Raw genomic sequence first — 22,108 nt, 5'->3', positions numbered from 1 at the left:
ATCGTCGGTCAGCGCCCCTTGAACTCGGGCGGACGCTTCTGGAACACCGCCGTGATGGCCTCGGTGAGGTCCTCGGACGGCAGGAAGGCCGCGTTCCAGGCGGCCACGTAGCGCAGGCTGTCGTTGACCGCGGCGGAGCGGCCGTGGTCGAGCACGTCCTTGATGCCGTGCACCACGAGCGGCGGGTTCGCGGCGATCTCGGCGGCGGTCGTGTGGGCCGCGGCGAGCACCGCGTCGGCGTCCTCGAACACGTCATTGACAAGTCCGATCTTCTCCGCGCGTGCGGCGTCGATGTCCTTGCCGGTCAGCGCGAGTTCACGCAGGTGCCCGTCGCCGATGATCGCGGGCAGACGGGCGAAGCTGCCCATGTCGGCGACGATAGCAACCTTGACCTCGCGGATGCTGAACTTCGCGTCCGCGCTCGCGTAGCGGATGTCCGCGGCGGAGATCAGGTCGACGCCGCCGCCGATGCACCAGCCCTGGATGGCGGCGACGACGGGCTTGCGGCAGTCCGCGACGGCGTTGATGCCGGACTGCATGCGCTTGATCAGTTCGTGGAAGTCGGTGCGCGGACCCGCCTGCGCCTTGTCGGCGAGGACCGCCCCGAACCCGCTGCTCATCGCGGGCAGGTCAAGGCCGAAGGAGAAGTGCTTGCCGGAGCCGGCGAGCACCACCGCACGCACCTCCGGGTCGGCGTCGAGTTCGGCGAAGACGCCGGGGAGTTCGTCCCAGAAGTCCGGCCCCATCGCGTTGCCCTTGCCGGGGCCGATCAGGGTCACCTGGGCGACGTGCTCCTTGCGCTCGACAGTGAACGCCTTCCAACTCTGCATTTCCGTCATTACTCGAGAGTAACCTTTGGCGCCGGCACGCACATCAGGTCAGGGGGCGACCGGGTAGTGGCTGGTGATCGCGACCCGGTTCCACGCGTTCATCACGACCGCGAGCCAGCTGACCGCCGAGGCCTGATGATCGGTCAGGGATGTGTCGTCCCAGGTCCGCACTTCCGGGACCGACAGTCTGGTGACCTGCTCGGCCAGGGCCAGGGCGGCGCGCTCCTGCGGGGCGAAGTACTGCGACTCCCACCAGGCCGCGAGGACCGCCAGCCGGTCGCTCGTCTCCCCCTTGGCGATCGCGTCGCGGGTGTGCATGCGAAGGCAGAACGCGCACCCGTTGATCTGCGAGACCCGGATCTTGACCAGCTCGCCGAGCAGCGGGTCCAGCCCGGCCGCCCCGATCGCCGCATCGGCCTCGGCGCTGAAGCCCATCAGTTGCTTGTAGATGTCGGGGTGTTGCTTGCTGAGGTTCACGGCGCACATGAGCGTTCCTTTCGAGACGTCATTCGCGGTGTTGCACGACGTTCAGGACATTGCCGTCCGGCGCTCGGACGAAGAAGCGGCGCACACCCCACGGTTCGGTGGTCAACGGGTACACGATCTCGTAGCCGAGCCTCCGGGCCTCCTCGTACGCGGCGTCGACGTCGTCGGCGTGCACCGACACGACCGGATTCTCGGGTGCAGACGCATCACGGGTCACGAGCTGGACGTTCGCCCCGGAGTCGGGTGAGGTGTAGCGGGCCACCCAGCCCATGTCGAACTCCTCGGTACTCAGACCGAGGTAGTCGGTGTAGAAGTCCTTGGCGGCCTCGACGTCTGCGACGCGAAGATTCGCCGTCACTCGCACAACGCGCATGCCGTCCTCCTGCCCCACGAGTTCGTCGGACACTCGAAATCCTCCCAGGCCGAGGCGGATCAGGGGCCTGGACCGGCGAAGAACGTCGTCCGGACTCCGGGAGCCTCTCGTTAAATGTGCGCAAAATCCGCGCCGACCGGCCGGTTCCCGGCGCCGGCCGGCGCATGATCGAACTGCCCGCCCGGATCCTCGGCCGGGCGGGTCCACTGTCGACGAACGGAGGACGCGCCGTGCTCATGCATCAGGGAATCGGCCTGGACCGGTTCAACGACCTGCCGCGCCGGCGCGCGGTGCACGCCCTCTTCGAGTGCTGCAGCTGCCTGTCGTGGTCGGCCCGCCTCGCCGACGGGCGCGCGTACGCCACGCACGCGGCGCTGCTGTCCCGCGCGGACGAGGAGTTCTCCATGCTGCCGGAATCCGAGATCGTCCAGGTGCTGCAGGGACATCCCCGGATCGGTGCGCGGAGGCGGAGCCTGACGTCGTCCCGGGAACAGTGCGCGGTGTGGGTCGACGACGCCGCCGTCATGCGCACCCTCGACGAGGCCGCCGCCGTGTACGAGGAACGCTTCGGGTTCCGCTACGTGTGGTGCTCGGACGGCCGCGACGGCCGGGCGCTGCTCGCCGATCTCACCACCCGGATGGGCAACGACCTCGACGGTGAACGCCGGGTCCGGACGGCGGAACTCGCGAAGGTCACACGCACCCGGCTGGAGCGAATGCTGGGGCCGGAGGGCGGTTTTCCGGACTACTGAACGACTACCGAACGTCGCCGAGGTTCCACTCGGCGCGCGCGACGGCGCCGGCGAACAGCGCTGTGACGGCGGCCCCGATCGCCTGCTGGTCGACGTCCTCGGGGTCGACGGTGTGCTCGAGCACCAGGCCGGAGATCAACGCCGTCAGCGACAGCGCGGTGGTGCGGACGTCGATGTCCACTCCCCACTCGCGGGCGCGGTCGGCGATCAGCTCGACGAGTCTGCTTCGCAGATAGCGCCGTTCGCGGATGTACGCCTGCTTGATGCTGGGGTCGCGGACCGCCTGGACCCCGAACTCGAGCACGAGCAGGGACCACTCGGAATCGGCGATGAGGGCCGCCGCGACGGCGGCACCGCCCTTGCCGACCGCGTCGGCGAGGGCGAGTCCCGCGATCTCGGCCAGCACCCGGCCGGCGAGCTCGAGGGATCGCTGGGCGAACAGTTCCGCGAACAGGTCCTGCTTGGACTCGAAGTTCGAGTACACCGCACCCTTGGTGAATCCCGCGCGGCGGGCGATCTCGGCGAGCCGGGCGGCCGCGAATCCCCGCTCGGCGAACTCCTCGGCGGCCGCCTCCAGAATGCGGGCACGGACGACGTCCCGTCCCGGACGCGCCGTCGCTGCCACCTCTTCTTGACGACTACCAGTCACGATACCTACGGTATTCAATACCCGCGGTATCGACAAGACGTTCGGTGCCGCCTCGACCCCGGAGACATCGAGGACAACCCGTGACCGCACCGACCATCACAGCCCCGGAAGCCGCCGCCGGACCCGCCGCGCCGCGCCACTCACAGAGCGATCCGCTCGCGCGCTTCGGCAGCGGCAAGGTGATGGCCGCGCTGGTGGTCGGCGTCCTGGCGCTGCAACTCGGCTTCATCCTCAGTTACGTCGCGGCCTTCCATCAGCCGACGCCGCGCGACATCGAGATCGCGGTCGTCGCGGGTCCCGGCCTGCCCGAGGGCATCGCCCAGCAGTCGGCCGACAAGCTCAACGCGCTCGACGGGCATCCGCTCGACGCCCGAACTGCGACCGACACCGCCGAGGTCCGGCGACTGCTGAGCGAACGGGAGATCCAGGGCGCGTATGTGATCGAACCGAGCGGCACGGACACGCTGATCACCGCGAGCGCGGGCGGCAGCTCGATCGCGACGGCGCTCGAGTCGATCTTCGACCGGGTGGCCGACGATCAGCACCGCCAGGTGACGGTGCGCGACGAGATCCCGGTCGGCGCGCACGACAACCGCGGCCTGTCCGGGTTCTACCTGTCGATCGGCTGGGTCGTCGGCGGATACCTGCTGGCCGCGGCGATCGGCCTGATCATCGGGGCGCCGGCGACGCTGCGGCAGGCCTGGACCCATATCGCGGTGATGTTCGGCTACGCGGTGGCCTCGGGCGCGCTGGGCGCCCTCATCACGACGCACGTGCTGGGGACCTTCGCCGGGCACTGGTTCGCGCTGTGGCTGCTGGGTACCGGCGTGGTGTTCGGCACGGGCCTGTTCACGCTGGGCCTGCGGGCGGCCGTCGGCATCCTGGCCGTGCCGCTCGCCATCGCGGTGTTCGTCGTTCTGGGCAATCCGAGTGCCGGTGGCGCTTTCGGTGCCAACGTGATTCCGAGTTTCTACGCCGCGATCGGCCAGTGGATCACGCCGGGCGCGGGGACCGAGGGCGTGCGCAGCATCGTGTACTTCGACAACGTCGGGCTGGGTCAGCCCGTGGTGGCGCTGGCGCTGTACGCGGCGGTCGGCGCCGCCCTGCTGCTCGGGTTCACCGCGTGGCGCGCGCGCCGAACCCCGAGTTCGGTCGCGCATACGGCTGCCCACGCCGCGAAGTAGTCCTACTCTGAATCCATGCCCAGGCTGCTGCATCCCAATGCGGCGCACGTCGCCGATACCTTGATCGCGCGCGGCCATCACGGGGTGATCGTCAGCCAGCCGGCGCCGACGCACAGCGCGGTCGAGGCGGCCACGGCCCTGGGCGTGAAACTGGGTGCCATCGTCAAGTCTCTGGTGTTCCTGCTCGACGACGACCCTGTGCTGCTGCTGGTGTCCGGGGCGCACGAGGTGAACATGGCGACGACCGGCGCGCGCCTGCAGGGCACCTTGACGCAGGCACCGCTGGACCTCGTCACCGAGGTGACCGGTCAACCGATCGGCGGAATCGCCCCGCTGGGGCATCCGACGAACCTGCCGACCTACCTGGACAGCGCGCTCGCCGCCTACCCGGAGCTGTGGGCGGCAGCGGGACATCCCGACACCGTCTTCCGCACCACGTTCCCGGAGCTGTTGCGGGTGACGGCGGGGCTGGCCGTCGACATGGACTGACGGTCGACCGCACCGCCGGATCGAACTCGGAAGCCGTAGTTGCCCGCTGAGTGAACGGAACCCTGGTTGACAGGTGAGCCTGGACTTATAGTGGCGACAGTCCACCAGGTTCGAATCGGAGAATGCCTTGTCACAGTCTGTCGAGAACGCGCCCGAACTTGCTGTCGTCCCCGCCGAGCCGGGTGTCAGCAACGACGAGTACAAGGCCGCGATGCGCCGCCACCCGGCAGGCGTCACCATCGTGACCCTCGATTCGCCGAACGGTCCGGTCGGCTTCACGGCGACGTCGTTCGCGTCGCTGTCGATGGATCCGCCGCTTATCTCGTTCAACATCGCGCTGAACTCGTCGAGCATCGATGCGCTGCGCGCCGCCGACTCGCTCGTCGTGCACCTGCTCGGGGAGCATCAGCAGCACCTGTCGCAGCGTTTCTCCCGCAGCGCCGACCAGCGCTTCAGCGACGAGTCGCTGTGGGGCCGCCTCGAGACGGGTGAGCCGGTCCTCCACGGCACCCCGATCTGGATGCGCACCACGGTGCACCAGTTGATCCCCGCCGGCGACCACACGCTGGTGATCGGTCTGATCACGCGTCTCCACAACGAGAACGACGACGAGGCGTCCTCGGCCCCGCTGCTGTACCACGAGGGCCGCTACCACCGGCCGACGCCGCTCGATCAGTAACCGAAGAACGCGACTCCCACGCAGTCCGCGGCACAGCCGGGGGTGCTGACGAACGTCCAGCGCACGTTCGGGTCGATCCCGCGTGGGTCCCACGTGGCGATCGGCCCGGCGAGTCCCGCTGCGCCGAGCGGTCCGGGCGCGACCGCAAAGGTGTCCGGGGGCCGTTGTCCGAGCACCACGAGTTTGGCGGACGGCGAGGACAGCGCGGCGCGGTCGTGGACGATCCGATAGAAGACCGTCGGCGTCGAGTACCACGGCGGTTTCTGGGTCCCGAAGGCCTCGACGACCGGTAGTCCGGCGTCGAACGCGGCGGCGAGTGCTCCCGCGGTGAGCGATCCGGTGGTGCTGCTGCCCGCGGACGAGAATTCTGCGGACGACAGCGGGTGCGGCGGCGGGTTCGCTGCCGCGGTCGGCGCAGCGGCGATCCCGATTCCCACCCCGGCCGCCACCACCGTGGACATGAGCCCGACCGAACACTTTCCGATGATCGACATCGTCCCCTCCGTTCGATTGTGGATCAGCGCGCGATCTCGCCGCCGACGGGTTCGGGCTCGCCGGCGATCGTGACGCGTACACCGGCTTCCTCGCTCCGGAGCCACGTCTCGTTACCGAATCACAGCCGCGCCGGGTCGAACACTGGGCTGGCCGTCGACAACGGGGACATGTAGGAATGGTTCGACTGTGCGGCGTGCGCGGACGCCGCATGCCTGACGATCGGGGGCTACATGGCGCGTCATCGCGCCCGAGTGGTGTGTGCACTGGCATCGGCGCTGATCGCGTCGTCCACCGCCTCGGCGGCCACCGCTGCGGCGGAGCCCGGATCGAATCCGACCATCGTGCTGCCCGCACCGTCGGGTCCGAGCGACGTCGGAAGCACGACCCTCCACCTGGTGGATGAGGAGAGGGCGGACCCATGGAGGCCCGACCGACGGCGCGAACTGATGGTCACCGTGACCTATCCGGCCGCGGACGCCGAGGACTTTCCGCTGGCGCACTACGTCTCGACCGAGTTCGCGACCGGTGCCACGCGGGATCTCGGTGCCGCACTGAACCTTCCGATCGAGGTCCAGAACCTGCTCGGCGTCCACTCGAACGCTCACAGCGGTGCGCCCGTCCTGCCGACTGCCGATCGCAGCCTTCCCGTCGTCCTGTTCTCCCCCGGCGCGGCCGTGCCTCGCATCCTCGGAACCGGTGAGGCCGAAGACCTGGCCAGTCGCGGGTACGTGGTGGTGTCGATCGACCACACCTTCGACGCGCAGGCCGTCGAGTTTCCCGGCGGCCGCATCGTCGAAGGCACCGCGCCGCCCGAGGACTCCGCGCAATCGGCGCAGTGGCTCCGGACTTCCCTCGATGCGAGGATCGCCGATACCGAGTTCGTCCTGAACGAGATCACCGCACTCGCAGACGGACACAATCCCGACGCCGAACAGCGCGAATTGCCGACAGGCTTGAGTCGGGCCGTCGATCCCTCGCGGATCGGAATGTTCGGGCATTCGCTCGGCGGCTTCACCACGGCCGAGGCGATGGCCCGCGACCCGCGCATCGATGCCGGAGTGAACCTCGACGGCATGCTGGGGTTCGGCGACGACCTGGGCCTGGCAGCGACACGCGGTCTCGACCAGCCGATGCTGCTGATGTCGAGCCAACAGGTGTCGGACGCGGGCGTGTTCACACGCTCGTGGAACGCCTTCCAGGACAACACGCGGGGCTGGACGCAGGAACTCGAACTGGCGCAGTCCGGCCACCACAGCTTCACCGACCTCCAGACCCTCATCCCGCCCGTCGCCGCGGAGGTCGCCCCGGAGGTGACCGGGTCCTACATCGGAACGATCGCGCCCGCCAGGGCGGTTCACGCCGTCCGCCAGTACGTGGCTGCAACGTTCGACCGCTTCCTCCGCAACCAGGACACCGGCCTCCTCGACGGTGCCGACGGGAGATTCCCGGAAGTCCGCTACGCCCGATAGGTCCTGAGTAGCAACCCGATTCCACGGGACGGCCACCCACGCGTCGGTAGACTCGACTGCGGCACTGTCCGATCCACGGATCGAGGCGTCATGGACCTTCACCTGGCCGGCAAGACCGCCGTCGTCACCGGCGCGAGTAGGGGCATCGGGCTGGCGGTGACGACCGCGCTGGCGGCCGAGGGCGCTCACGTGGTGGCCGGATCACGAACCCTCACAGCCGAACTCGAATCGCTGATTCCGGGCGGATCGGTCACGTTCGTACCGTGCGACCTCGCCACCCCGGCCGGACCCGACGCGCTGGTCGCGGTCGCCGCCGACCTGGGTGGTGTCGACGTCCTGGTCAACAACGCCGGTTCGGCGACGCCGCGACTCGGTGGCTTCGCTAGCGTCACCGACGACGACTGGCTCGCGACGCTGACCGTCAACTTCATGTCCGCGGTGCGCACCACCCGCGCGGCGCTCCCCCAGTTACGGCGCCGCGGAGGCGGATCCGTCGTCACGGTCAGCTCCGTCAACGCATTCCTGCCGGACCCGGGGGTGATCGACTACTGCGCCTCGAAGGCCGCGCTCACGAACTTCTGCAAGGCCCTGTCCAAAGAGGTTGCTCGACAGGATATTCGGATCAACACGGTCAGCCCCGGCCCGGTCTCGACCGCCCTCTGGCTCGGCGAGCAGGGCGTGGCGAGCGTCGTCGCGGGCGCCAGCGGCAGCACTCCGCAGGCGGTCAGGGACGCGGCGGCCGCCGGATCCGAGACCGGGAGGTTCACCCGACCGGAGGAGGTCGCGGACCTGGTGCTGTTCCTGGCGAGCGAACGGGCCGGCAACATCACCGGAGCCGACTTCGTCATCGACGGCGGCCTGATCAAGACCCTCTGATCGCGGGGACCGACAGTCATGGATCGCACATTCGACGACCTCGTCGCGGAGGCCGCGGCGGCCCCGGTCGACGGCTGGGAGTTCTCGTGGCTGGACGGGCGCGCCACCGAGCAGCGCCCGTCGTGGGGATATCAGCGCCTCCTGGGTGAGCGCCTCGCGCGAGCGACGGCCGCACTCGATATCCAGACCGGTGGCGGAGAGGTCCTCTCGGGCGCCGGCGCGATGCCCCCGACGATGGCCGCGACGGAGGCCTGGCCGCCGAACATCGCGAGGGCCACCGCGTTGCTCCACCCGTTGGGCGCGGTCGTGGTCACCGCCCCGGAAGAAGGACCATTGCCGTTCGCGGACAATGCCTTCGATCTCGTCACCAGCCGTCACCCCAATACCGTGTGGTGGCCGGAGATCGCGCGGGTGCTCGCGCCCGGCGGAACCTATCTGGCCCAGCACGTGGGACCCGCGAGTGTCTTCGAGCTCGCCGAGTTCTTCCTCGGTCCGCAACCGGAGGCGCGACGGCACCGGCGTCCGGACACGGCCGCTTCCGAGGCGCACGCGGCCGGGCTCGACATCGTGGATCTGCGGTTCGAGCGACTGCGCGTGGAGTTCTTCGACGTCGGCGCCGTGGTCTACTTCCTGAGGAAGGTGATCTGGATCGTGCCCGGGTTCACCGTCGACGCCTACCGCGACCGGCTGCGGACCCTCGACGAGCACATCCGCGCGGAGGGCCCGTTCGTCGCCCACTCCACCCGATTCCTCATCGAGGCCCACAAGCCGGGCTGAAACCGGACCGCTCAGGACGCGCGGGCGTGCCCGATCAGCCCGAACCGGGCGAGCGCCTCGTCGACCGCGTCGGACGCGGTGACCAGACCACGACGTTCGAGCCAGGGCAGGGTTCCGTCGACGACGCGCTCGAGGACCTTCGGCAGCGCGAGCGGAAGCACGGTGACACCGTCGGCGACGTCGGCCGCATGGATGTCGGCGATCAGACTCGCCAGACCTTCCGCGGTCCCGACGTAGGACAGGGACGAGGACTGGTGCGGCACCCCGAGCGTCTCGTCGAGCAGTGCGAGTTCCGCACGGGCGCTGCGTGAATCGACGGAAACGAGGGTTTCGACGTCGACCAGCACGGCGATGGCGTCGGGGTCGCGTCCCTCGGCGGCCACCCGCGCGCGGATACCGGCACGGGCCTGCTGCGCGGCACGCAGGTCGGCGGCGCGGATCCGGTAGACGACCGGAGGCTGGGCGGCGAGGTCGAGGATGTCGGGGCCGACGGTCAGGTCGACCCAGTAGTCGGGGCCGGTCAACGGGATGTTCCCGGCGACGCGGGCGGCGGCGGGATGGTGGCCCGCGCCGGTCAGTTCGACGGCCACGCGCAGCGGGCGGCGCGGGGTGGCGGTATGGGCGGAGGCGAAAACGGACTGGGACATGGCGATTCCTCGGGGAAGGCAGGTGGTGGACGGCGCGGGGCGTCAGCGCGTACACATTCCCGAGGAGGTGCGGCACAGGTCGACATGGCGGCGGGACCACTGGCTGCCCACGTGTGTCGACTCCATACGCGTCACGTTATCCCCCGATTCTCTCCCCCACGACAGTTCGAATCACTCGGATTCCGAGTCGGTTACACGCACTCGGAGGCGCCGGCGGTCTGCGTCGAGAAGCCGCGCGTCTCGGGCACCGGGTTCCACAGGCCGTCGGTCTTGCCGTAGTTCCAGGTCGCCTCGCCGGCGACGAGCTGACGGACGGCCGCGATGAGGCGCTCGACGTCGTCGGCCGCGGTGCCCAGGCCGAGGCTCGCGCGAACGGCACCGTCGCCGTAGCCGATTCGGTTCAGGATGGGGTGGGCGCAGAAGCGGCCGTCGCGCACGCCGATTCCGTGCTCGGCCGACAGGTAGGCGGCGATCTCGCCGGGCTCGAAGCCGTCGATCGCGAAGGTGACGATGCCGACGCTGTCCGGGGCGTCCGACCACAGACGCAGCAGCTGCACACCGTCGATCTCGGCGAGTCCCTCCGCGAGACGCGTCGACAGGACGCGCTCGTGCTCGACGACCTTCTCGAAGTCCAACTCGGACAGCGCATCGCACGCAGCGGCGAGAGCAGCGACGCCGAGGACGTTGGGGCTGCCGGCCTCGTGACGGGCGGGGGCGGGGGCCCAGCAGGTCTCGTCGATCTTCACCTCGCGCACGGCGCCGCCGCCGGCGAGGTAGGGCTCGGCCTCGTCGAGCCAGTCGCGGCGGCCGACCAGCACGCCGGCGCCGAACGGCGCGTACAGCTTGTGGCCGGAGAAGGCCAGGTAGTCGACGCCCGTCTCGGCCAGGTTCACCCGGCGGTGCGGGGTGAGCTGTGCGCCGTCGATGAGGACACGGGCGCCGCAGCGGTGCGCGACCTCGGCCAGCTCGGCGATCGGCAGCACCTCACCGGTGACGTTCGAGGCGCCGGTGATCGCGAGCAGCGCGGCGGGCTTGGCGCACAGTTCGGCGACGATGCGACGGATGGTCTCGGCAACCGTGTCACCCGCCTCGACGATGCGGGAGTTCTTCCACGGCAGCAGGTTTGCGTGGTGCTCGATGTCGAGCACGACGACGTCACCCGGGACGCAGCTCGCGAGGAGGTTGAGCGAGTCGGTGGTGTTGCGGGTGAAGACCACCACCTGGTCGGCGTCCGCGCCGACGAACCGTTCGACGGATCCGCGGGCGTTCTCGTAGGCCTCGGTGCTCACGCGGGAGGCGTAGCCGGCGCCCCGGTGCACGCTGGCGTAGAACGGCAGCAGTTCCTGAACCCGATCGGTGACCTGCGCCAACGCGGGTGCGCTGGCCGCGTAGTCGAAGTTCGCGTAGGTGCAGGTTCCACCCCCGACGAGCGGAACCTGCAAGTCACAGCCCGACACACGGGCGAGAGGGGAGGTGGCACAAGCGTCGGTGGTCAGTACAGCAGTCATCGCAACATCCTTCGAGTCCTGGGACTCGTCGGCGATGAGGGTTGATGCCATCGGAGTCCGCGCTTGCCATGTCCTTGTGGACCATGACCTGGTCGTCACCCGGAGCACCCCACCGCGGTTGGAGGGTTGCCGACCAGCTAGCCGGGGCTTGACGCTGGTACTCGTGACCTGGCAACGAGAATGGCAGAGCGATTCGAGCGGTGTCAACCCGGACCCGCCGACCTGCGGATGAGATGGCGGTCACACCCGTGGGGTTCGACGAGTCGGGCGGGCGTCCAGCATCACGCCGCGGACCGGTCCGCGTCAGCCTCCGCAACGGGCGTCGAAACCGATCCGAAACGGCTCTGCCGCAACATGATCGATACCGTGACGCGATCCCGCGCTAGGCGATCAGGGCGTAGGTCACGCCGGCGGTGAGCGCCCCGGTGAGCGCGCCGACGACGACCTGCCCCCTCGTGTGGTCCCCGAGATGGATCCGGGACCAGCCGATCAACGGCGTGAGGACCAGTGCCGGCAGCCACCACGGCGACACCGCCAGGGCCAGCACCACTGCCACGCCGGCGGAGACACCGGTGTGGACGCTGACCTTCCAGTGGAAGATGCTCGTGACGACGCCGGCCACCGTCAGAGCGGCCAAGCCGGCCGACATGAACGCGATCATCTCGATCGGCGCGTGCGCGGCGATCAGCACGACCAGCCCCGCGACCACGACGACCAGCAGCGCGACGATCAGCAGGTGCCGCTCGTCGATCTTGGTGACATGGTGATCGCCGATCTTCGCTCGCCGAATGCCGGCCAGGATGATGGCCATCGGCACGACGCCCGCACATACGGCAACGAACGCACCCCAGCCGGGCGCGCCCACCGCGATACCGATCACCATCGACGAGACGATGTTGACGACCCACGGCGCCCCGGCCTCGGTCAGCACTCGAGCGACCACGTCGACCAGGTTGCGTCGTTCCCGCACACCGACGTTCGTCATCGATCCACGACCAGCCTTCCGTTCGTTCGGGCTCGAGGAAACGAGCCGCCGGACGGCAGGTCACTGTAGTGGAGGTCCGAGCCGCGGTAGAGCGCCGCGCACCACGTGCCGATCGGTTGGTCCGGCGAGGTCCGGTCCCCCGTGGCGAACACGACGCGCCGCGCGGGCGCATTTCGTCGCGTCCGGGGGAGAATCGTCGGAAAGGACCGAGCCTGACGGACGGGTACGCGACGACAGGGTGTTCATCCACCGGACACCTTGCCGTGAGAGAACCGGATGCCCGTTCGACCAGGCACAGAGAGGGACAGCCCGGATTGTCTGCCCAGCCCGCAACAGACCAGACGGATCGACAGGCCCGCGACCTGCCGGAAGGGGTTCCGGCCCAGTTGCTCAGGTCGTCCATGGCGCCTGCGCCCCGCACGCTCGTCGACATCCTCGAGGCCACCGCGGCGGCCCATCCGGATGCGACGGCGATCGACGACGGCACCGCGCCGCTGACCTACCGCGAACTGCTCGACGAGATCGCCACCGGGGCCCGCTGGCTCGCCGACGCCGGCGTGGGTGCCGGCGACCGGGTCGGGGTGCGGATGCCGTCGGGGTCGCGCGATCTGTACGTCGCGATCCTGTCGGTCCTGGCGGCCGGCGCGGCGTACGTGCCGGTCGACGCCGACGACCCCGACGAGCGCGCCGAACTGGTGTTCGGGGAGGCGCAGGTGGCGGCGATCCTCACCGCCGACGGCGTCCGACCCGGCACCGCGCCGCGCCGCGCCGCCGCTCCCGACGTCCGACCACCGACACCCGACGACGACGCCTGGATCATCTTCACCTCCGGGTCCACCGGCACCCCGAAGGGCGTCGCGGTCACGCACCGCAACGCCGCCGCGTTCGTCGACGCCGAGGCGCGGATGTTCCTGCAGGACACCCCGATCGACACTCGCGATCGGGTGCTTGCGGGACTGTCGGTGGCGTTCGACGCGTCGTGCGAGGAGATGTGGCTCGCGTGGCGACACGGCGCCGCCCTGGTCCCCGCGCCCCGGTCGCTGGTGCGCAGCGGCATGGACCTCGGGCCGTGGCTGGTCTCCCGCGACGTCACCGTCGTCTCCACCGTCCCGACGCTGGCGGCGCTGTGGCCCGCCGAGGCGCTCGAGGCGGTGCGGCTGTTGATCTTCGGCGGCGAGGCGTGCCCACCGGAGTTGGCCGAGCGCCTCGCGGTCCCCGGTCGCGAGGTGTGGAACACGTACGGCCCCACCGAGGCCACCGTCGTCGCGTGCGGCGCGCTGATGGACGGCACCGGCCCGGTGCGGATCGGCCTACCGCTCGACGGCTGGGACCTCGCGGTGGTCGACGCGTCCGGTGAGCCGGTCGCCGACGGCGAGGTCGGCGAACTCGTCATCGGCGGCGTCGGGCTGGCCCGGTATCTCGACCCGGCGAAGGACTCCGAGAAGTACGCACCGATGCCGACGCTCGGGTGGGACCGCGCCTACCGCAGCGGTGACCTGGTCCGACTCGACACCGCCGGCCTGCTCTTCCAGGGCCGGGCCGACGACCAGGTGAAACTGGGCGGACGCCGCATCGAACTCGGTGAGGTCGACAATGCGCTGCAGAACCTGCCCGGGGTGAGCGGTGCGGCGGCCGCGGTCCGCAAGACCGCGGCCGGCACGTCGATCCTCGTCGGCTACCTCGCCAGCACCGACCCGCACTTCGACCTGAAGGCCGCCCGCGACCACCTGGCGGAGCAACTGCCCGCCGCCCTGGTGCCCCGGCTCGCACTGCTCGACGACCTGCCCACCCGCACGTCCGGCAAGGTCGACCGCAACGCGCTGCCGTGGCCGCTGCCCGGTGCCCGCGAAGACACGGTCGATCCGGCCCTCAGCCTCGACGGCACCGCCGCCTGGGTCGCGGGGCTGTGGGCGTCGATCCTCGGCGCGAGCATCACCGGCCCCGGCGACGACTTCTTCGAACTGGGCGGCGGCTCCCTGTCCGCGGCCCAGCTGGTGACGGCGCTGCGCGAGCGGTTCCCCGAGGTGACCGTCGCCCAGTTGTACGACCACCCCCGTCTCGGTTCGCTCGCCGAGTTCCTCGACGACCTCTCGCCCGCCGAGACCGTCGCGCCCCGTCACGTCGCTCCCCTGCACCGACGTGCCCAGGCCGCGCAGATCGCGGCCACCGTGCCGCTGATGACCCTCACCGGCCTGCAGTGGGTGACCTGGCTGGCGATCACCGGCAACGTGCTGGCGTGGTTCGACGTCGACTGGGCGCCGACGCTGTCGTGGTGGTGGGTGACCCTCGCGTTCCTCTTGTTCATCACGCCGCTCGGTCGCATGACGATCGCGGTCGCCGGGGCCCGTCTGCTGCTGCGCGGCCTGAAACCGGGCACGTACCGGCGCGGGGGGCCCGAGCACCTGAGGCTGTGGATCGCGCTGCGCCTCGTCGAGGCCAGCGGCGCCGACAACCTGTCCGGTGCGCCGTGGATGCTGTACTTCGCCCGCGCCCTGGGTGCGCGGGTGGGCCGCGGTGTCGACCTGCACACCCTGCCGCCGGTCACCGGCATGCTCGTGCTCGGCGACGGCTGCTCCGTCGAACCCGAGGTGGACCTGTCCGGCCACTGGATCGACGGCGACGTCGTGCACATCGGCGAGATCCGCATCGGCGCCGGCGCCGCCGTCGGAGCCCGCTCGACGCTGCTGCCCGGCGCCCGCATCGGCCGCGGCGCCGAGGTCGCCCCGGGTTCGGCGGTGTTCGGGAAGGTCAAGGCCGGTCAGCACTGGGCCGGCTCGCCGGCGGTCAAGGTCGGCAAGGCGACGCACCCGTGGCCCGGTCACACGCCGCGCCGCGCAGCGCACTGGGTGCCGATCTTCGGCGTCACCTCGGTCCTGCTCGCGGGCATGCCGATCTTCGGCCTGGCCGCCGGCCTGATCCTGATCGGATGGCGGGTCCGCGACGCCGCGGACCTCGCCGACGCGTTCTGGCGGGCACTGGCGATCCTGCCGGTGGCGACCCTGTTGAGCCTGTTCGTGTTCGCGGCCCTGACGGTGATCGCGGTGCGACTGCTGTCGATCGGACTCACCGAGGGCTACCACCCGGTGCGCAGCCGTGTCGGCTGGCAGGCGTGGGCCACCGAGCGGCTCATGGACTCGGCCCGCACGTTCCTGTTCCCGCTGTACGCGAGCCTGCTGACCCCGCTGTGGCTGAAACTGCTGGGCGCCAAGGTGGGCCGCGACACCGAGATCTCGACGGCCCTCGTGCTGCCCAAGTTCACGACCGTCGCCGACGGCGCCTTCCTCGCCGACGACACGATGGTCGCCAGCTACGAACTCGGCGGCGGCTGGATGCGCATCGAACCGGCCAAGGTCGGCAAGCGCGCGTTCCTCGGCAACTCCGGCATGGCCGGACCCGGTCGGCGCGTCCCCAAGAACGGCCTGGTCGCGGTGCTGTCGGCGGCGCCGAGCAAGGCGAAGTCCGGATCGTCGTGGCTCGGCAGCCCGCCGGTCCGGTTGCGCCGGGCGGCGACGGAGTCCGACACCGCGCGCACGTTCGATCCGCCGCTGCGTCTGAAGATCGCCCGCGCGTTCGTCGAGACGTGTCGGCTGGTCCCGGTCATGGTGACGTTCGGCATCGGTCTCGGCGTGCTGTTCACCCTCGCGTGGCTGGTCTCGGTCGGCGGCTTCTGGCTCGCGGCGCTCGCCGGCGGGGTGGTCCTGATGCTCGCCGGCGCGGTTGCCGGCGGCGTGTCGGTCGCCGCGAAGTGGCTCGTCGTCGGCCGCATCGGCGCCGTCGAGCACCCGCTGTGGAGTTCGTTCGTGTGGCGCAACGAGGTGTCCGACGCGTTCGTCGAGACCGTCGCCGCGCCGTGGTTCGCCCGCGCCGCCAACGGCACGGCCGTCATGAACGTGTGGCTGCGCGGCCTGGGCGCGACCATCGGCCGCGGCGTCTGGTGCGAGACGTACTGGCTGCCCGAGGCCGACCTCGTGACGCTGGGCGACGGTGCCACCGTCGAGCGGGGGTGCGTCGTGCAGACCCACCTTTTCCATGATCGGATCATGTCCATGGACACCGTCACGTTGGGCGCGGGCGCCACCCTCGGCCCGCACTGCGTCGCGCTGCCCGCCGCCGGACTCGGCGACGGCGCCACCGTCGGCCCCGCGTCGCTCGTCATGCGCGGCGACGTCGTGCCGCCGTCCACACGCTGGCAGGGCAATCCGATTGCGCCGTGGACGGATTCGACCGCCACCGGAGGGGCTCGATGAAGCCCGGCAAGGTGTCCGGAAAGGCAACCGAAGGACCGCTCGACCCGTACCTGCCGCAGAACGGCAATCGCGGCTACCGCGTGTCCCGGTACGAGCTCGATCTCACCTACAAGGTGCACAGCAACCGCCTGTCCGGCAAGGCGTCGATCACCGCGACCACCACCGACGTCCGCCCCCGGTTCGCGCTGGATCTCGCGCAGACGATGCAGGTGTCGAAGCTGTCGGTGAACGGCCGTCGCGTCGCGAAGTACACCCACCGCGACGGCAAGCTGACCGTCACCCCGGCGCAGAAGATCCCGGCCGGCGCCGCACTGGCGATCGTCGTCCAGTACGCGGGCAACCCGCAGCCGATCGTGACCATGTGGGGCGACGTCGGGTGGGAGGAACTCACCGAGGGATCACTCGTCGCGAGCCAGCCCAACGGGGCGGCGTCGTGGTTCCCGTGCGACGACCACCCGAGCTGCAAGGCGAGCTACCGCATCTCGATCACCACCGACTCGCCGTACCATGCCGTCGCGAACGGCACGCTGGTCCGCAAGCAGACAAAGGCGAGTCAGACCACGTGGGTGTACGAGCAGACCGAGCCGATGGCGAGCTACCTGGCGACCATCCAGATCGGCCCGTACGAGCGCCGACGCGTCGACGGTGCTCGCGTCCCGATGTACGCACTGCATCCCACGGACCTGCGGGCCCGCTTCGACCACGATTTCGGCCGCCAGCCGCAGATGATGGAGGTCTTCGAGAAGCTCTTCGGCCCGTACCCGTTCGACGACTACTCGGTCGTCGTCACCGGCGACGATCTCGAGATCCCGATCGAGGCCCAGGGTCTGTCCGTCTTCGGCGCCAACCACTGCGACGGCCGACGCGGTTCGGAACGCCTGGTGGCACACGAACTCGCGCACCAGTGGTTCGGCAACAGCCTCACCCTCGGGGCGTGGCGGGACATCTGGCTGCACGAGGGTTTCGCGTGCTACGCCGAGTGGCTGTGGTCCGAGAACTCCGGTGGGCCCGACGCCCACACCCACGCCCTGCAGGCGCACCGCGGACTCGCCGGCAAGCCGCAGGACATCGTCCTCGGCGACCCGGGACCCCAGTTGATGTTCGACGACCGCATCTACAAGCGCGGCGCCCTCACCCTGCACGTGCTGCGCCGGGAGATCGGCGACGACGCCTTCTTCGCCCTGCTGCGGAAGTGGACCGCCAAGCATCAGCACTCGACGGTGTACACCGAGCAGTTCACCGATCTGGCAGCGCATTTCACCGACAAGCCGCTGCGCCGCCTGTGGGAGGCCTGGCTCGCCGAGAAGCCGCTACCCGCGCTCTGACGCCGTCGGCGCTGCCGATTCCGGCAGGTGCCGACGCCACTTGGCCAGCACGAGCGCCAGGCTCGCCGCGGCGACCAGCGCCCCGAACACGAACATCATGGGGTAGGTCAGCGCCGGGTTCGTCTCCGCGATCATCGCCATCACGGCGGGCACCGCGAAGCCGAGGTAGCTGAGCGAGTAGAAGACCGCGGTCAGCCCGGCCAGATCGTCCGGGCCGGCGATCCGCTGGATCTCCTGCAACCCCGACACCAGTGCGAGGCCGTAGCCGCAGCCGAGGATCACCGCGGCGATCATCGACACCGGTACGGTGAGGACGTGCGACGCGACGGCCGCGACGGACATGCCCACCACGAGCACCGCGAGGGCCACCGCGACGGCCCGGGCGTTCGACGGGGTGTCGATCCTGCGGCCGACCGCCTGGATCGCGAACCCCGCGCCGAGCCCGATCATGCACAGCAACGCCGAGAACGCTACGGGCGCACTGCCACTGCGGCCCGTCATCAGCGCCGGCATCACCGCGTACGCCGACGCTGCGGCACCGAACACCCACGGGGCCACCGGGGCGACGACGTAGAGGAATCGGCGATGTCCGGCTGCCGGAATCTTCAGATCCTGTGCGAGCGAACGACGCTCGTCCTTCGGGACCGCCGGACGGGTCTCCGGCGCCCGCAACAGCGCGACGCCGGCCGCCAACGCGAGCGTCGAGTGGACCAGGTACGCGAGCACACTCGGCCACGGCGCCCACTGCGCGAGGATCCCGGCGACACCGGCGCCGATGCCGAAGCCCGCGGTCAGGCTCATCGCGGCGCGCCGGGCCCCGGCCCCTGGCCGGGCCGACGGGTCCCGCTCCGGCGTCGAGAGCTCCTTGAGCCAGCTCCCGCCGACGGCCATGCCCAGCCCCAACGCGACGCCGGACAGCACACGACCGACGATCAGCCACGCCGCCGAGTCCGGCCCGGTGGCCAGCACGAGCGAGCCGGCCACCGCGATGAACGGGGCCGGGAGCATCAGCGGGCGTCGCCCCAGCCGGTCCGACAGCGGTCCGCCGATGAGCAGCGCCGGCACGATCCCGAGCACGTACGCGAACAGGAAGGTGTCGACCACCACCTGGGTGAAACCGTGGTCGAGTTTGTACATCACCAGCAGCGGCGTGAACTCGTTCCCACCCCACGCCACCGCGAACATGCCCGCCGCCACGAGCATCCACGGACTCAGGCGTGTCGACGATCGGGTATCGACGGCCTCGACTGTGTCTTCTCCGACAGCCGTCATCGCAGTCCTCCCTCACCGAGCGCGTGAACGTCCCGCATGTGCCGGCGTACCGCCGACGCGAACCCTCCGGCGTCACCGGCCTCGATCAGGTCGGTCAGGCGGGTGTGGTCCTCGATGATCTTGGTGATCTGTTCGGGGTCGCGGGCCAGCGACGACGCCGTCATCCGCCGCTGGCGCTCCCGGAGCCCGTCGTAGAATGTCTCGAGCAGCGGGTTGCCACCGGCCCGCACCAGGGCCCGATGGAAGTCGGCATCGAGCACACTGAACTGCGCAGCATCGCCGCTCGACGCGACCAGGTCCCGCTGGCGCGTCAGGTTCTCCCGCAGCACCGCCACCAGCGCGTCCCGGGCCCGGGGGTTCGCGGCGACCGCCTCGGCGGCGTGCACCTCGACGAGCAGACGCGCGTCGACGACGTGCTCGGCCTCACCGTCGGCGACCGGCACGATCAACGCACCCCGCTTCGGGTACAGCCGCATCCATCCTTCGGCCTCGAGCCGGAGGAACGCCTCGCGCACGGGTGTCCGGCTGGACCCCATCCGCGTCGCGATCTCGCCCTCACTGATCAGCTCGCCGCCGGGGAGTTCCCCGGACAGGATGAGCTCCTTGACCTCGCGGTACGCGAGCTCGGCCGCCGAATACAACTTAGACACAAGATGTATTTATACGCCTTGCGAACGACCTTGGGGAACGCGGGGTGCGGTCAGGCCGTCGTCCCCAACCCGACCGGCCTCGACTGCGCCGAGTACCGCCCCCCGTTGCGGAGGATGGCGATCGGGTGGTCGAAGCACTCGCTGATGCGCTCGGTCGTGATCACCGCCTCCGCGGGACCCTGCGCGGTCACCCGCCCGTCGCGAATCAGCAGCGCGTGTGTCGTGGTCGTCGGGATCTCCTCGATGTGGTGGGTGACGAGGATGCTCGCCATCGCCGGGTGCTGTGCTCTCATCTCGTCGAGCGCACTCAGCAACTGCTCGCGCGCGGCGAGATCGAGGCCGGTCGCGGGTTCGTCGAGCAACAGCACCGGAGGCTCCGGCATCAATGCGCGCGCGATCAGCGCGCGCCCCCGCTCCCCCTGCGACAGCACCGGCCAGCGCGCCTCGATGCGCGACGACATCCCCATCATCGCGATCAGTTCCTCCGCACGATCGCGGTCCGCATCGGTGGGCTGCCACCGCTGCACGAACTCGGGGGTGTTCGTCAGCCCGGTGAGCACGACGTCACGCACGGTCAACGGGCGATCGATCGCGTGACGCGGGTTGACGTGACCGATGTGCGCGCGCAGTTCACGCATGTCCACCCGGCCGAGGCGATGTCCGAGCACGTGGACGGTGCCGCGGGTCGGATGAGCGACGGCACCCAGCAGGCTCAACAGCGTGCTCTTGCCGGCGCCGTTGGCTCCGAGCAGCACCCAGTGCTGGCCCTGTTCGATCTGAACGTCGATGCCGCCCAGGATCGTTCGCCCGTCGCGGACCAGGTCGACGCTCTCGGTGCTCAGCACCACCTCGCCGTGGATACGGGTACTCACTCGCCCTGCCCTCCGTCGCGCAGCTCGGCCATCATCGGATCCAGATTCGCGGCGGTCGCCGCCACCGCCGCCGCACCGTCGCCGGCCTCGAGCGCGTCGACGAGGGCGTCGTGGGCGTCGCCGGTGTCCGGAACCTGCGGCTCGTTCTCGACCATCTCGACGAGCGCAGCGTGCAGCACGGGTCGCACCGAGTCGAACAGCGCCGTCAGCACCGAGTTGCCGGCCAGCGCGACGACCGAACGGTGGAAGTCGAGGTCGGCGGTGACGAACGCGGCGGCGTCGGCCGCGTGCTGTTCGTGGCGATCGTGCCGATCGTCGAGTTGCCGCCGGATCTCGGCGAGATCCTCCGGCCTGGCACGATCCGCGGCCAGACGAGCGGCCTCGACCTCGAGTGCGCGCCGAACCTCCAACACCTCGAGCACGCGAGATCGGCGCAGCAACGTTTCGAGCGCCGGCTCCGCCGGGGGTTCGGCGACGAACGTGCCGACGCCGTGACGGACGTCGAGCAGACCGTCCCGCGCCAGCAGCTTCACCGCTTCACGGACCGACGAGCGCCCCACGCCCACCTCCGCAGCCAGTTCCGTCTCGCTGGGCAGGCGCTGGCCCACCGTCCACTCGCCGTTGTCGATCCGCCGCCGGAACAGCTCCTCCAGCTGTGGCACGAGCGGGCCGCTCCGCAACGCGTGTCCTGTCACCGTCCTCACCTCCGACCCGGAGTCTACAGACATCAGACGTCTGATGTCTTTGTTCGGACCGGTTGCCTATATTCACGGGATGAAGACAGCGCACCTCGACATCGGATTCGCCGACACCGATACCGGTTCCCGCGTCGGCGGCAACCCACCGGCCTGCTTCGACTCGGATCCGATCCTCGACACGCACGACTACCTACTCACACTCGGCGCGGCGACGGCGGAATGGCTCGGCGACCGGGAGGTGTCGGTGTTCGTCCGGCGAGGATTCACGATCGGCGGCGACGATCTGGACTACCCCGATATCGGCGTGCGCGCGGTTCTCCATGGGCCTTCCGCGCGTGGTGCCGGGACCCGCGGCCGGCACCCCGGTTTGGGAAGTGCCGGACTGGTCGTCGCCGACCCGGGCGCGGAGACTCCGCCGTTCGTGCGTATCGGTCGGGCGCCCGTCCTCATCCAGAACGAACCGACCTACGCGGCAAGGGTGGAAGCCGACGGCTATCGCTTCCTGTTCCAGATGAACGAGGAGGGGTGGCCCGTGACGTCGGATCCGGAGGCCGAGTTCGTCGAGGAGTACCTGTTCGGCTACGGATCGGTCTACTTCTACGGAAAGTTCGACGAAACCGGGCAGGCCGGCGACATCGTCGCGGGATTCCTCGATTTCTGACCGTATACGAAAAACGCCGAAGGCCCCCACCAAAAAATGGTGGGGGCCTTCGGGAAAGGATGTTCGGCGGTGTCCTACTCTCCCACACCCTGTCGAGTGCAGTACCATCGGCGCTGGAGGGCTTAGCTTCCGGGTTCGGAATGGGACCGGGCGTTTCCCCTCCGCTATGGCCGCCGTAACTCTA

General features: G+C 70.1%; 24 protein-coding genes, 1 rRNA gene and 1 riboswitch. Of the genes, 10 read left to right on the top strand and 15 right to left on the bottom strand.

Features of this window, described 5'->3' with window-relative positions:
• Positions 1-8: 8 nt before the first annotated feature.
• Genes EGT67_RS18355 through EGT67_RS18345 form a run of 3 tightly spaced genes read right to left on the bottom strand, consistent with a single transcriptional unit; the run spans position 9 to position 1,689 of the window.
• Complete coding sequence (locus EGT67_RS18355) at positions 9-839, bottom strand: crotonase/enoyl-CoA hydratase family protein (RefSeq protein WP_127917532.1); 831 nt, start codon at positions 837-839, stop codon at positions 9-11.
• A gap of 39 nt (positions 840-878) precedes the next feature.
• On the bottom strand, positions 879-1,316 hold the full coding sequence (locus EGT67_RS18350) for a carboxymuconolactone decarboxylase family protein (protein WP_127917531.1): 438 nt from the start codon (positions 1,314-1,316) through the stop codon (positions 879-881).
• A gap of 19 nt (positions 1,317-1,335) precedes the next feature.
• Positions 1,336-1,689, bottom strand: coding sequence for a VOC family protein (locus EGT67_RS18345; protein WP_127917742.1), 354 nt, complete (start codon positions 1,687-1,689; stop codon positions 1,336-1,338).
• 230 nt (positions 1,690-1,919) lie between these two features.
• Between EGT67_RS18345 and EGT67_RS18340 the strand changes: the two genes are divergently transcribed.
• Positions 1,920-2,441: a 2-oxo-4-hydroxy-4-carboxy-5-ureidoimidazoline decarboxylase gene (locus EGT67_RS18340; RefSeq protein WP_127917741.1), complete on the top strand. Its 522-nt coding sequence runs from the start codon at positions 1,920-1,922 to the stop codon at positions 2,439-2,441.
• Positions 2,442-2,445: 4 nt separating this feature from the next.
• Here EGT67_RS18340 and EGT67_RS18335 read toward each other — a convergent pair whose 3' ends face one another.
• Positions 2,446-3,090: a TetR/AcrR family transcriptional regulator gene (locus tag EGT67_RS18335; RefSeq protein WP_241566111.1), complete on the bottom strand. Its 645-nt coding sequence runs from the start codon at positions 3,088-3,090 to the stop codon at positions 2,446-2,448.
• A 182-nt stretch (positions 3,091-3,272) separates the two neighbouring features.
• Here EGT67_RS18335 and EGT67_RS18330 point away from each other — a divergent pair, with 182 nt between their 5' ends.
• From EGT67_RS18330 to EGT67_RS18320, 3 genes are all read left to right on the top strand, one after another.
• Positions 3,273-4,274: an ABC-2 transporter permease gene (locus tag EGT67_RS18330; protein ID WP_241566123.1), complete on the top strand. Its 1,002-nt coding sequence runs from the start codon at positions 3,273-3,275 to the stop codon at positions 4,272-4,274.
• 15 nt (positions 4,275-4,289) lie between these two features.
• A complete protein-coding gene (locus EGT67_RS18325; RefSeq protein WP_127917530.1) occupies positions 4,290-4,763 on the top strand; it encodes a YbaK/EbsC family protein in 474 nt (157 codons plus the stop codon).
• Positions 4,764-4,890: 127 nt separating this feature from the next.
• Entirely contained in the window at positions 4,891-5,442 is a 552-nt protein-coding gene (locus tag EGT67_RS18320) for a flavin reductase family protein (protein WP_127917529.1), read from the top strand.
• Here the strand turns inward: EGT67_RS18320 and EGT67_RS18315 are convergent.
• Positions 5,436-5,936 (bottom strand): hypothetical protein, encoded by a 501-nt coding sequence (locus EGT67_RS18315; RefSeq protein WP_127917528.1) that lies wholly within the window; start codon positions 5,934-5,936, stop codon positions 5,436-5,438. The two genes, EGT67_RS18320 and EGT67_RS18315, sit on opposite strands and share 7 nt — an antisense overlap.
• 239 nt (positions 5,937-6,175) lie before the next feature.
• The gene (locus EGT67_RS25365; protein WP_241566125.1) at positions 6,176-6,319 is read right to left on the bottom strand and encodes a hypothetical protein; all 144 of its coding nucleotides are present in this window, start codon (positions 6,317-6,319) and stop codon (positions 6,176-6,178) included.
• Here EGT67_RS25365 and EGT67_RS18310 point away from each other — a divergent pair.
• From EGT67_RS18310 to EGT67_RS18300, 3 genes are all read left to right on the top strand, one after another.
• The gene (locus EGT67_RS18310; RefSeq protein ID WP_241566122.1) at positions 6,279-7,406 is read left to right on the top strand and encodes an alpha/beta hydrolase family protein; all 1,128 of its coding nucleotides are present in this window, start codon (positions 6,279-6,281) and stop codon (positions 7,404-7,406) included. The genes EGT67_RS25365 and EGT67_RS18310 overlap by 41 nt on opposite strands.
• Before the next feature lie 90 nt (positions 7,407-7,496).
• Positions 7,497-8,282, top strand: coding sequence for an SDR family NAD(P)-dependent oxidoreductase (locus tag EGT67_RS18305; RefSeq protein ID WP_127917526.1), 786 nt, complete (start codon positions 7,497-7,499; stop codon positions 8,280-8,282).
• Positions 8,283-8,300: 18 nt separating this feature from the next.
• Positions 8,301-9,059, top strand: a complete 759-nt coding sequence (locus EGT67_RS18300) for a class I SAM-dependent methyltransferase (protein ID WP_127917525.1) — start codon at positions 8,301-8,303, stop codon at positions 9,057-9,059.
• Between the two features lie 11 nt (positions 9,060-9,070).
• Here EGT67_RS18300 and EGT67_RS18295 read toward each other — a convergent pair whose 3' ends face one another.
• From EGT67_RS18295 to EGT67_RS18285, 4 genes are all read right to left on the bottom strand, one after another.
• Positions 9,071-9,706 carry an LLM class oxidoreductase gene (locus EGT67_RS18295; RefSeq protein ID WP_127917524.1) on the bottom strand — a complete coding sequence of 212 codons (636 nt, stop codon included), beginning with the start codon at positions 9,704-9,706 and terminating at the stop codon, positions 9,071-9,073.
• Between the two features lie 42 nt (positions 9,707-9,748).
• A complete protein-coding gene (locus EGT67_RS25635; RefSeq protein ID WP_421958147.1) occupies positions 9,749-9,832 on the bottom strand; it encodes a putative leader peptide in 84 nt (27 codons plus the stop codon).
• Positions 9,833-9,897: 65 nt separating this feature from the next.
• Positions 9,898-11,214 carry an aminotransferase class V-fold PLP-dependent enzyme gene (locus EGT67_RS18290; RefSeq protein ID WP_127917523.1) on the bottom strand — a complete coding sequence of 439 codons (1,317 nt, stop codon included), beginning with the start codon at positions 11,212-11,214 and terminating at the stop codon, positions 9,898-9,900.
• A gap of 54 nt (positions 11,215-11,268) precedes the next feature.
• A riboswitch (SAM riboswitch) is annotated at positions 11,269-11,383 on the bottom strand.
• A gap of 213 nt (positions 11,384-11,596) precedes the next feature.
• A complete protein-coding gene (locus tag EGT67_RS18285; RefSeq protein WP_127917522.1) occupies positions 11,597-12,199 on the bottom strand; it encodes a phosphatase PAP2 family protein in 603 nt (200 codons plus the stop codon).
• A gap of 314 nt (positions 12,200-12,513) precedes the next feature.
• On the opposite strand from EGT67_RS18285, the gene EGT67_RS18280 reads away from it, so the two are divergent.
• Together EGT67_RS18280 and EGT67_RS18275 are read left to right on the top strand one after the other, a co-directional pair.
• Positions 12,514-16,446 (top strand): Pls/PosA family non-ribosomal peptide synthetase, encoded by a 3,933-nt coding sequence (locus EGT67_RS18280; RefSeq protein ID WP_127917521.1) that lies wholly within the window; start codon positions 12,514-12,516, stop codon positions 16,444-16,446.
• Positions 16,443-17,771, top strand: coding sequence for a M1 family metallopeptidase (locus EGT67_RS18275; protein ID WP_127917520.1), 1,329 nt, complete (start codon positions 16,443-16,445; stop codon positions 17,769-17,771). The genes EGT67_RS18280 and EGT67_RS18275 overlap by 4 nt, the downstream gene beginning before the upstream one ends.
• Here the strand turns inward: EGT67_RS18275 and EGT67_RS18270 are convergent.
• From EGT67_RS18270 to EGT67_RS18255, 4 genes are read right to left on the bottom strand one after another with little or no spacing between them, the layout of a single operon-like run.
• Entirely contained in the window at positions 17,757-19,043 is a 1,287-nt protein-coding gene (locus tag EGT67_RS18270; RefSeq protein WP_127917519.1) for an MFS transporter, read from the bottom strand. The genes EGT67_RS18275 and EGT67_RS18270 overlap by 15 nt on opposite strands.
• Positions 19,040-19,693 carry a GntR family transcriptional regulator gene (locus EGT67_RS18265; protein ID WP_127917518.1) on the bottom strand — a complete coding sequence of 218 codons (654 nt, stop codon included), beginning with the start codon at positions 19,691-19,693 and terminating at the stop codon, positions 19,040-19,042. Before EGT67_RS18265 ends, EGT67_RS18270 begins: the two co-directional genes overlap by 4 nt.
• 50 nt (positions 19,694-19,743) lie before the next feature.
• Positions 19,744-20,565, bottom strand: coding sequence for an ABC transporter ATP-binding protein (locus tag EGT67_RS18260; RefSeq protein WP_241566110.1), 822 nt, complete (start codon positions 20,563-20,565; stop codon positions 19,744-19,746).
• Positions 20,562-21,293, bottom strand: coding sequence for a FadR/GntR family transcriptional regulator (locus tag EGT67_RS18255; protein ID WP_421958146.1), 732 nt, complete (start codon positions 21,291-21,293; stop codon positions 20,562-20,564). Before EGT67_RS18255 ends, EGT67_RS18260 begins: the two co-directional genes overlap by 4 nt.
• A gap of 46 nt (positions 21,294-21,339) precedes the next feature.
• Between EGT67_RS18255 and EGT67_RS18250 the strand changes: the two genes are divergently transcribed.
• Entirely contained in the window at positions 21,340-21,924 is a 585-nt protein-coding gene (locus EGT67_RS18250) for a hypothetical protein (protein WP_127917516.1), read from the top strand.
• Between the two features lie 61 nt (positions 21,925-21,985).
• On the opposite strand, the gene rrf is transcribed toward EGT67_RS18250, so the two are convergent.
• Positions 21,986-22,102 (bottom strand): 5S ribosomal RNA (rrf, locus tag EGT67_RS18245).
• Positions 22,103-22,108: the final 6 nt, after the last annotated feature.

The sequence above is a fragment of the Prescottella agglutinans genome, assembly GCF_004011865.1.
Taxonomy (GTDB): domain Bacteria; phylum Actinomycetota; class Actinomycetes; order Mycobacteriales; family Mycobacteriaceae; genus Prescottella; species Prescottella agglutinans.
This window is presented reverse-complemented; position numbering and strand designations above follow the sequence as displayed.

Coding starts and splice junctions, on each gene's coding strand:
- EGT67_RS18285 (WP_127917522.1), bottom strand. CDS start 12,199: ATGACGAACGTCGGTGTGCGGGAACGACGCAACCTGGTCGACGTGGTC.
- EGT67_RS18305 (WP_127917526.1), top strand. CDS start 7,497: ATGGACCTTCACCTGGCCGGCAAGACCGCCGTCGTCACCGGCGCGAGT.
- EGT67_RS18295 (WP_127917524.1), bottom strand. CDS start 9,706: ATGTCCCAGTCCGTTTTCGCCTCCGCCCATACCGCCACCCCGCGCCGC.
- EGT67_RS18355 (WP_127917532.1), bottom strand. CDS start 839: ATGACGGAAATGCAGAGTTGGAAGGCGTTCACTGTCGAGCGCAAGGAG.
- EGT67_RS18300 (WP_127917525.1), top strand. CDS start 8,301: ATGGATCGCACATTCGACGACCTCGTCGCGGAGGCCGCGGCGGCCCCG.
- EGT67_RS18325 (WP_127917530.1), top strand. CDS start 4,290: ATGCCCAGGCTGCTGCATCCCAATGCGGCGCACGTCGCCGATACCTTG.
- EGT67_RS18330 (WP_241566123.1), top strand. CDS start 3,273: ATGGCCGCGCTGGTGGTCGGCGTCCTGGCGCTGCAACTCGGCTTCATC.
- EGT67_RS25635 (WP_421958147.1), bottom strand. CDS start 9,832: ATGGAGTCGACACACGTGGGCAGCCAGTGGTCCCGCCGCCATGTCGAC.
- EGT67_RS18270 (WP_127917519.1), bottom strand. CDS start 19,043: ATGACGGCTGTCGGAGAAGACACAGTCGAGGCCGTCGATACCCGATCG.
- EGT67_RS18290 (WP_127917523.1), bottom strand. CDS start 11,214: ATGACTGCTGTACTGACCACCGACGCTTGTGCCACCTCCCCTCTCGCC.
- EGT67_RS18275 (WP_127917520.1), top strand. CDS start 16,443: ATGAAGCCCGGCAAGGTGTCCGGAAAGGCAACCGAAGGACCGCTCGAC.
- EGT67_RS18350 (WP_127917531.1), bottom strand. CDS start 1,316: ATGTGCGCCGTGAACCTCAGCAAGCAACACCCCGACATCTACAAGCAA.
- EGT67_RS18345 (WP_127917742.1), bottom strand. CDS start 1,689: ATGCGCGTTGTGCGAGTGACGGCGAATCTTCGCGTCGCAGACGTCGAG.
- EGT67_RS18255 (WP_421958146.1), bottom strand. CDS start 21,293: ATGTCTGTAGACTCCGGGTCGGAGGTGAGGACGGTGACAGGACACGCG.
- EGT67_RS18315 (WP_127917528.1), bottom strand. CDS start 5,936: ATGTCGATCATCGGAAAGTGTTCGGTCGGGCTCATGTCCACGGTGGTG.
- EGT67_RS18250 (WP_127917516.1), top strand. CDS start 21,340: ATGAAGACAGCGCACCTCGACATCGGATTCGCCGACACCGATACCGGT.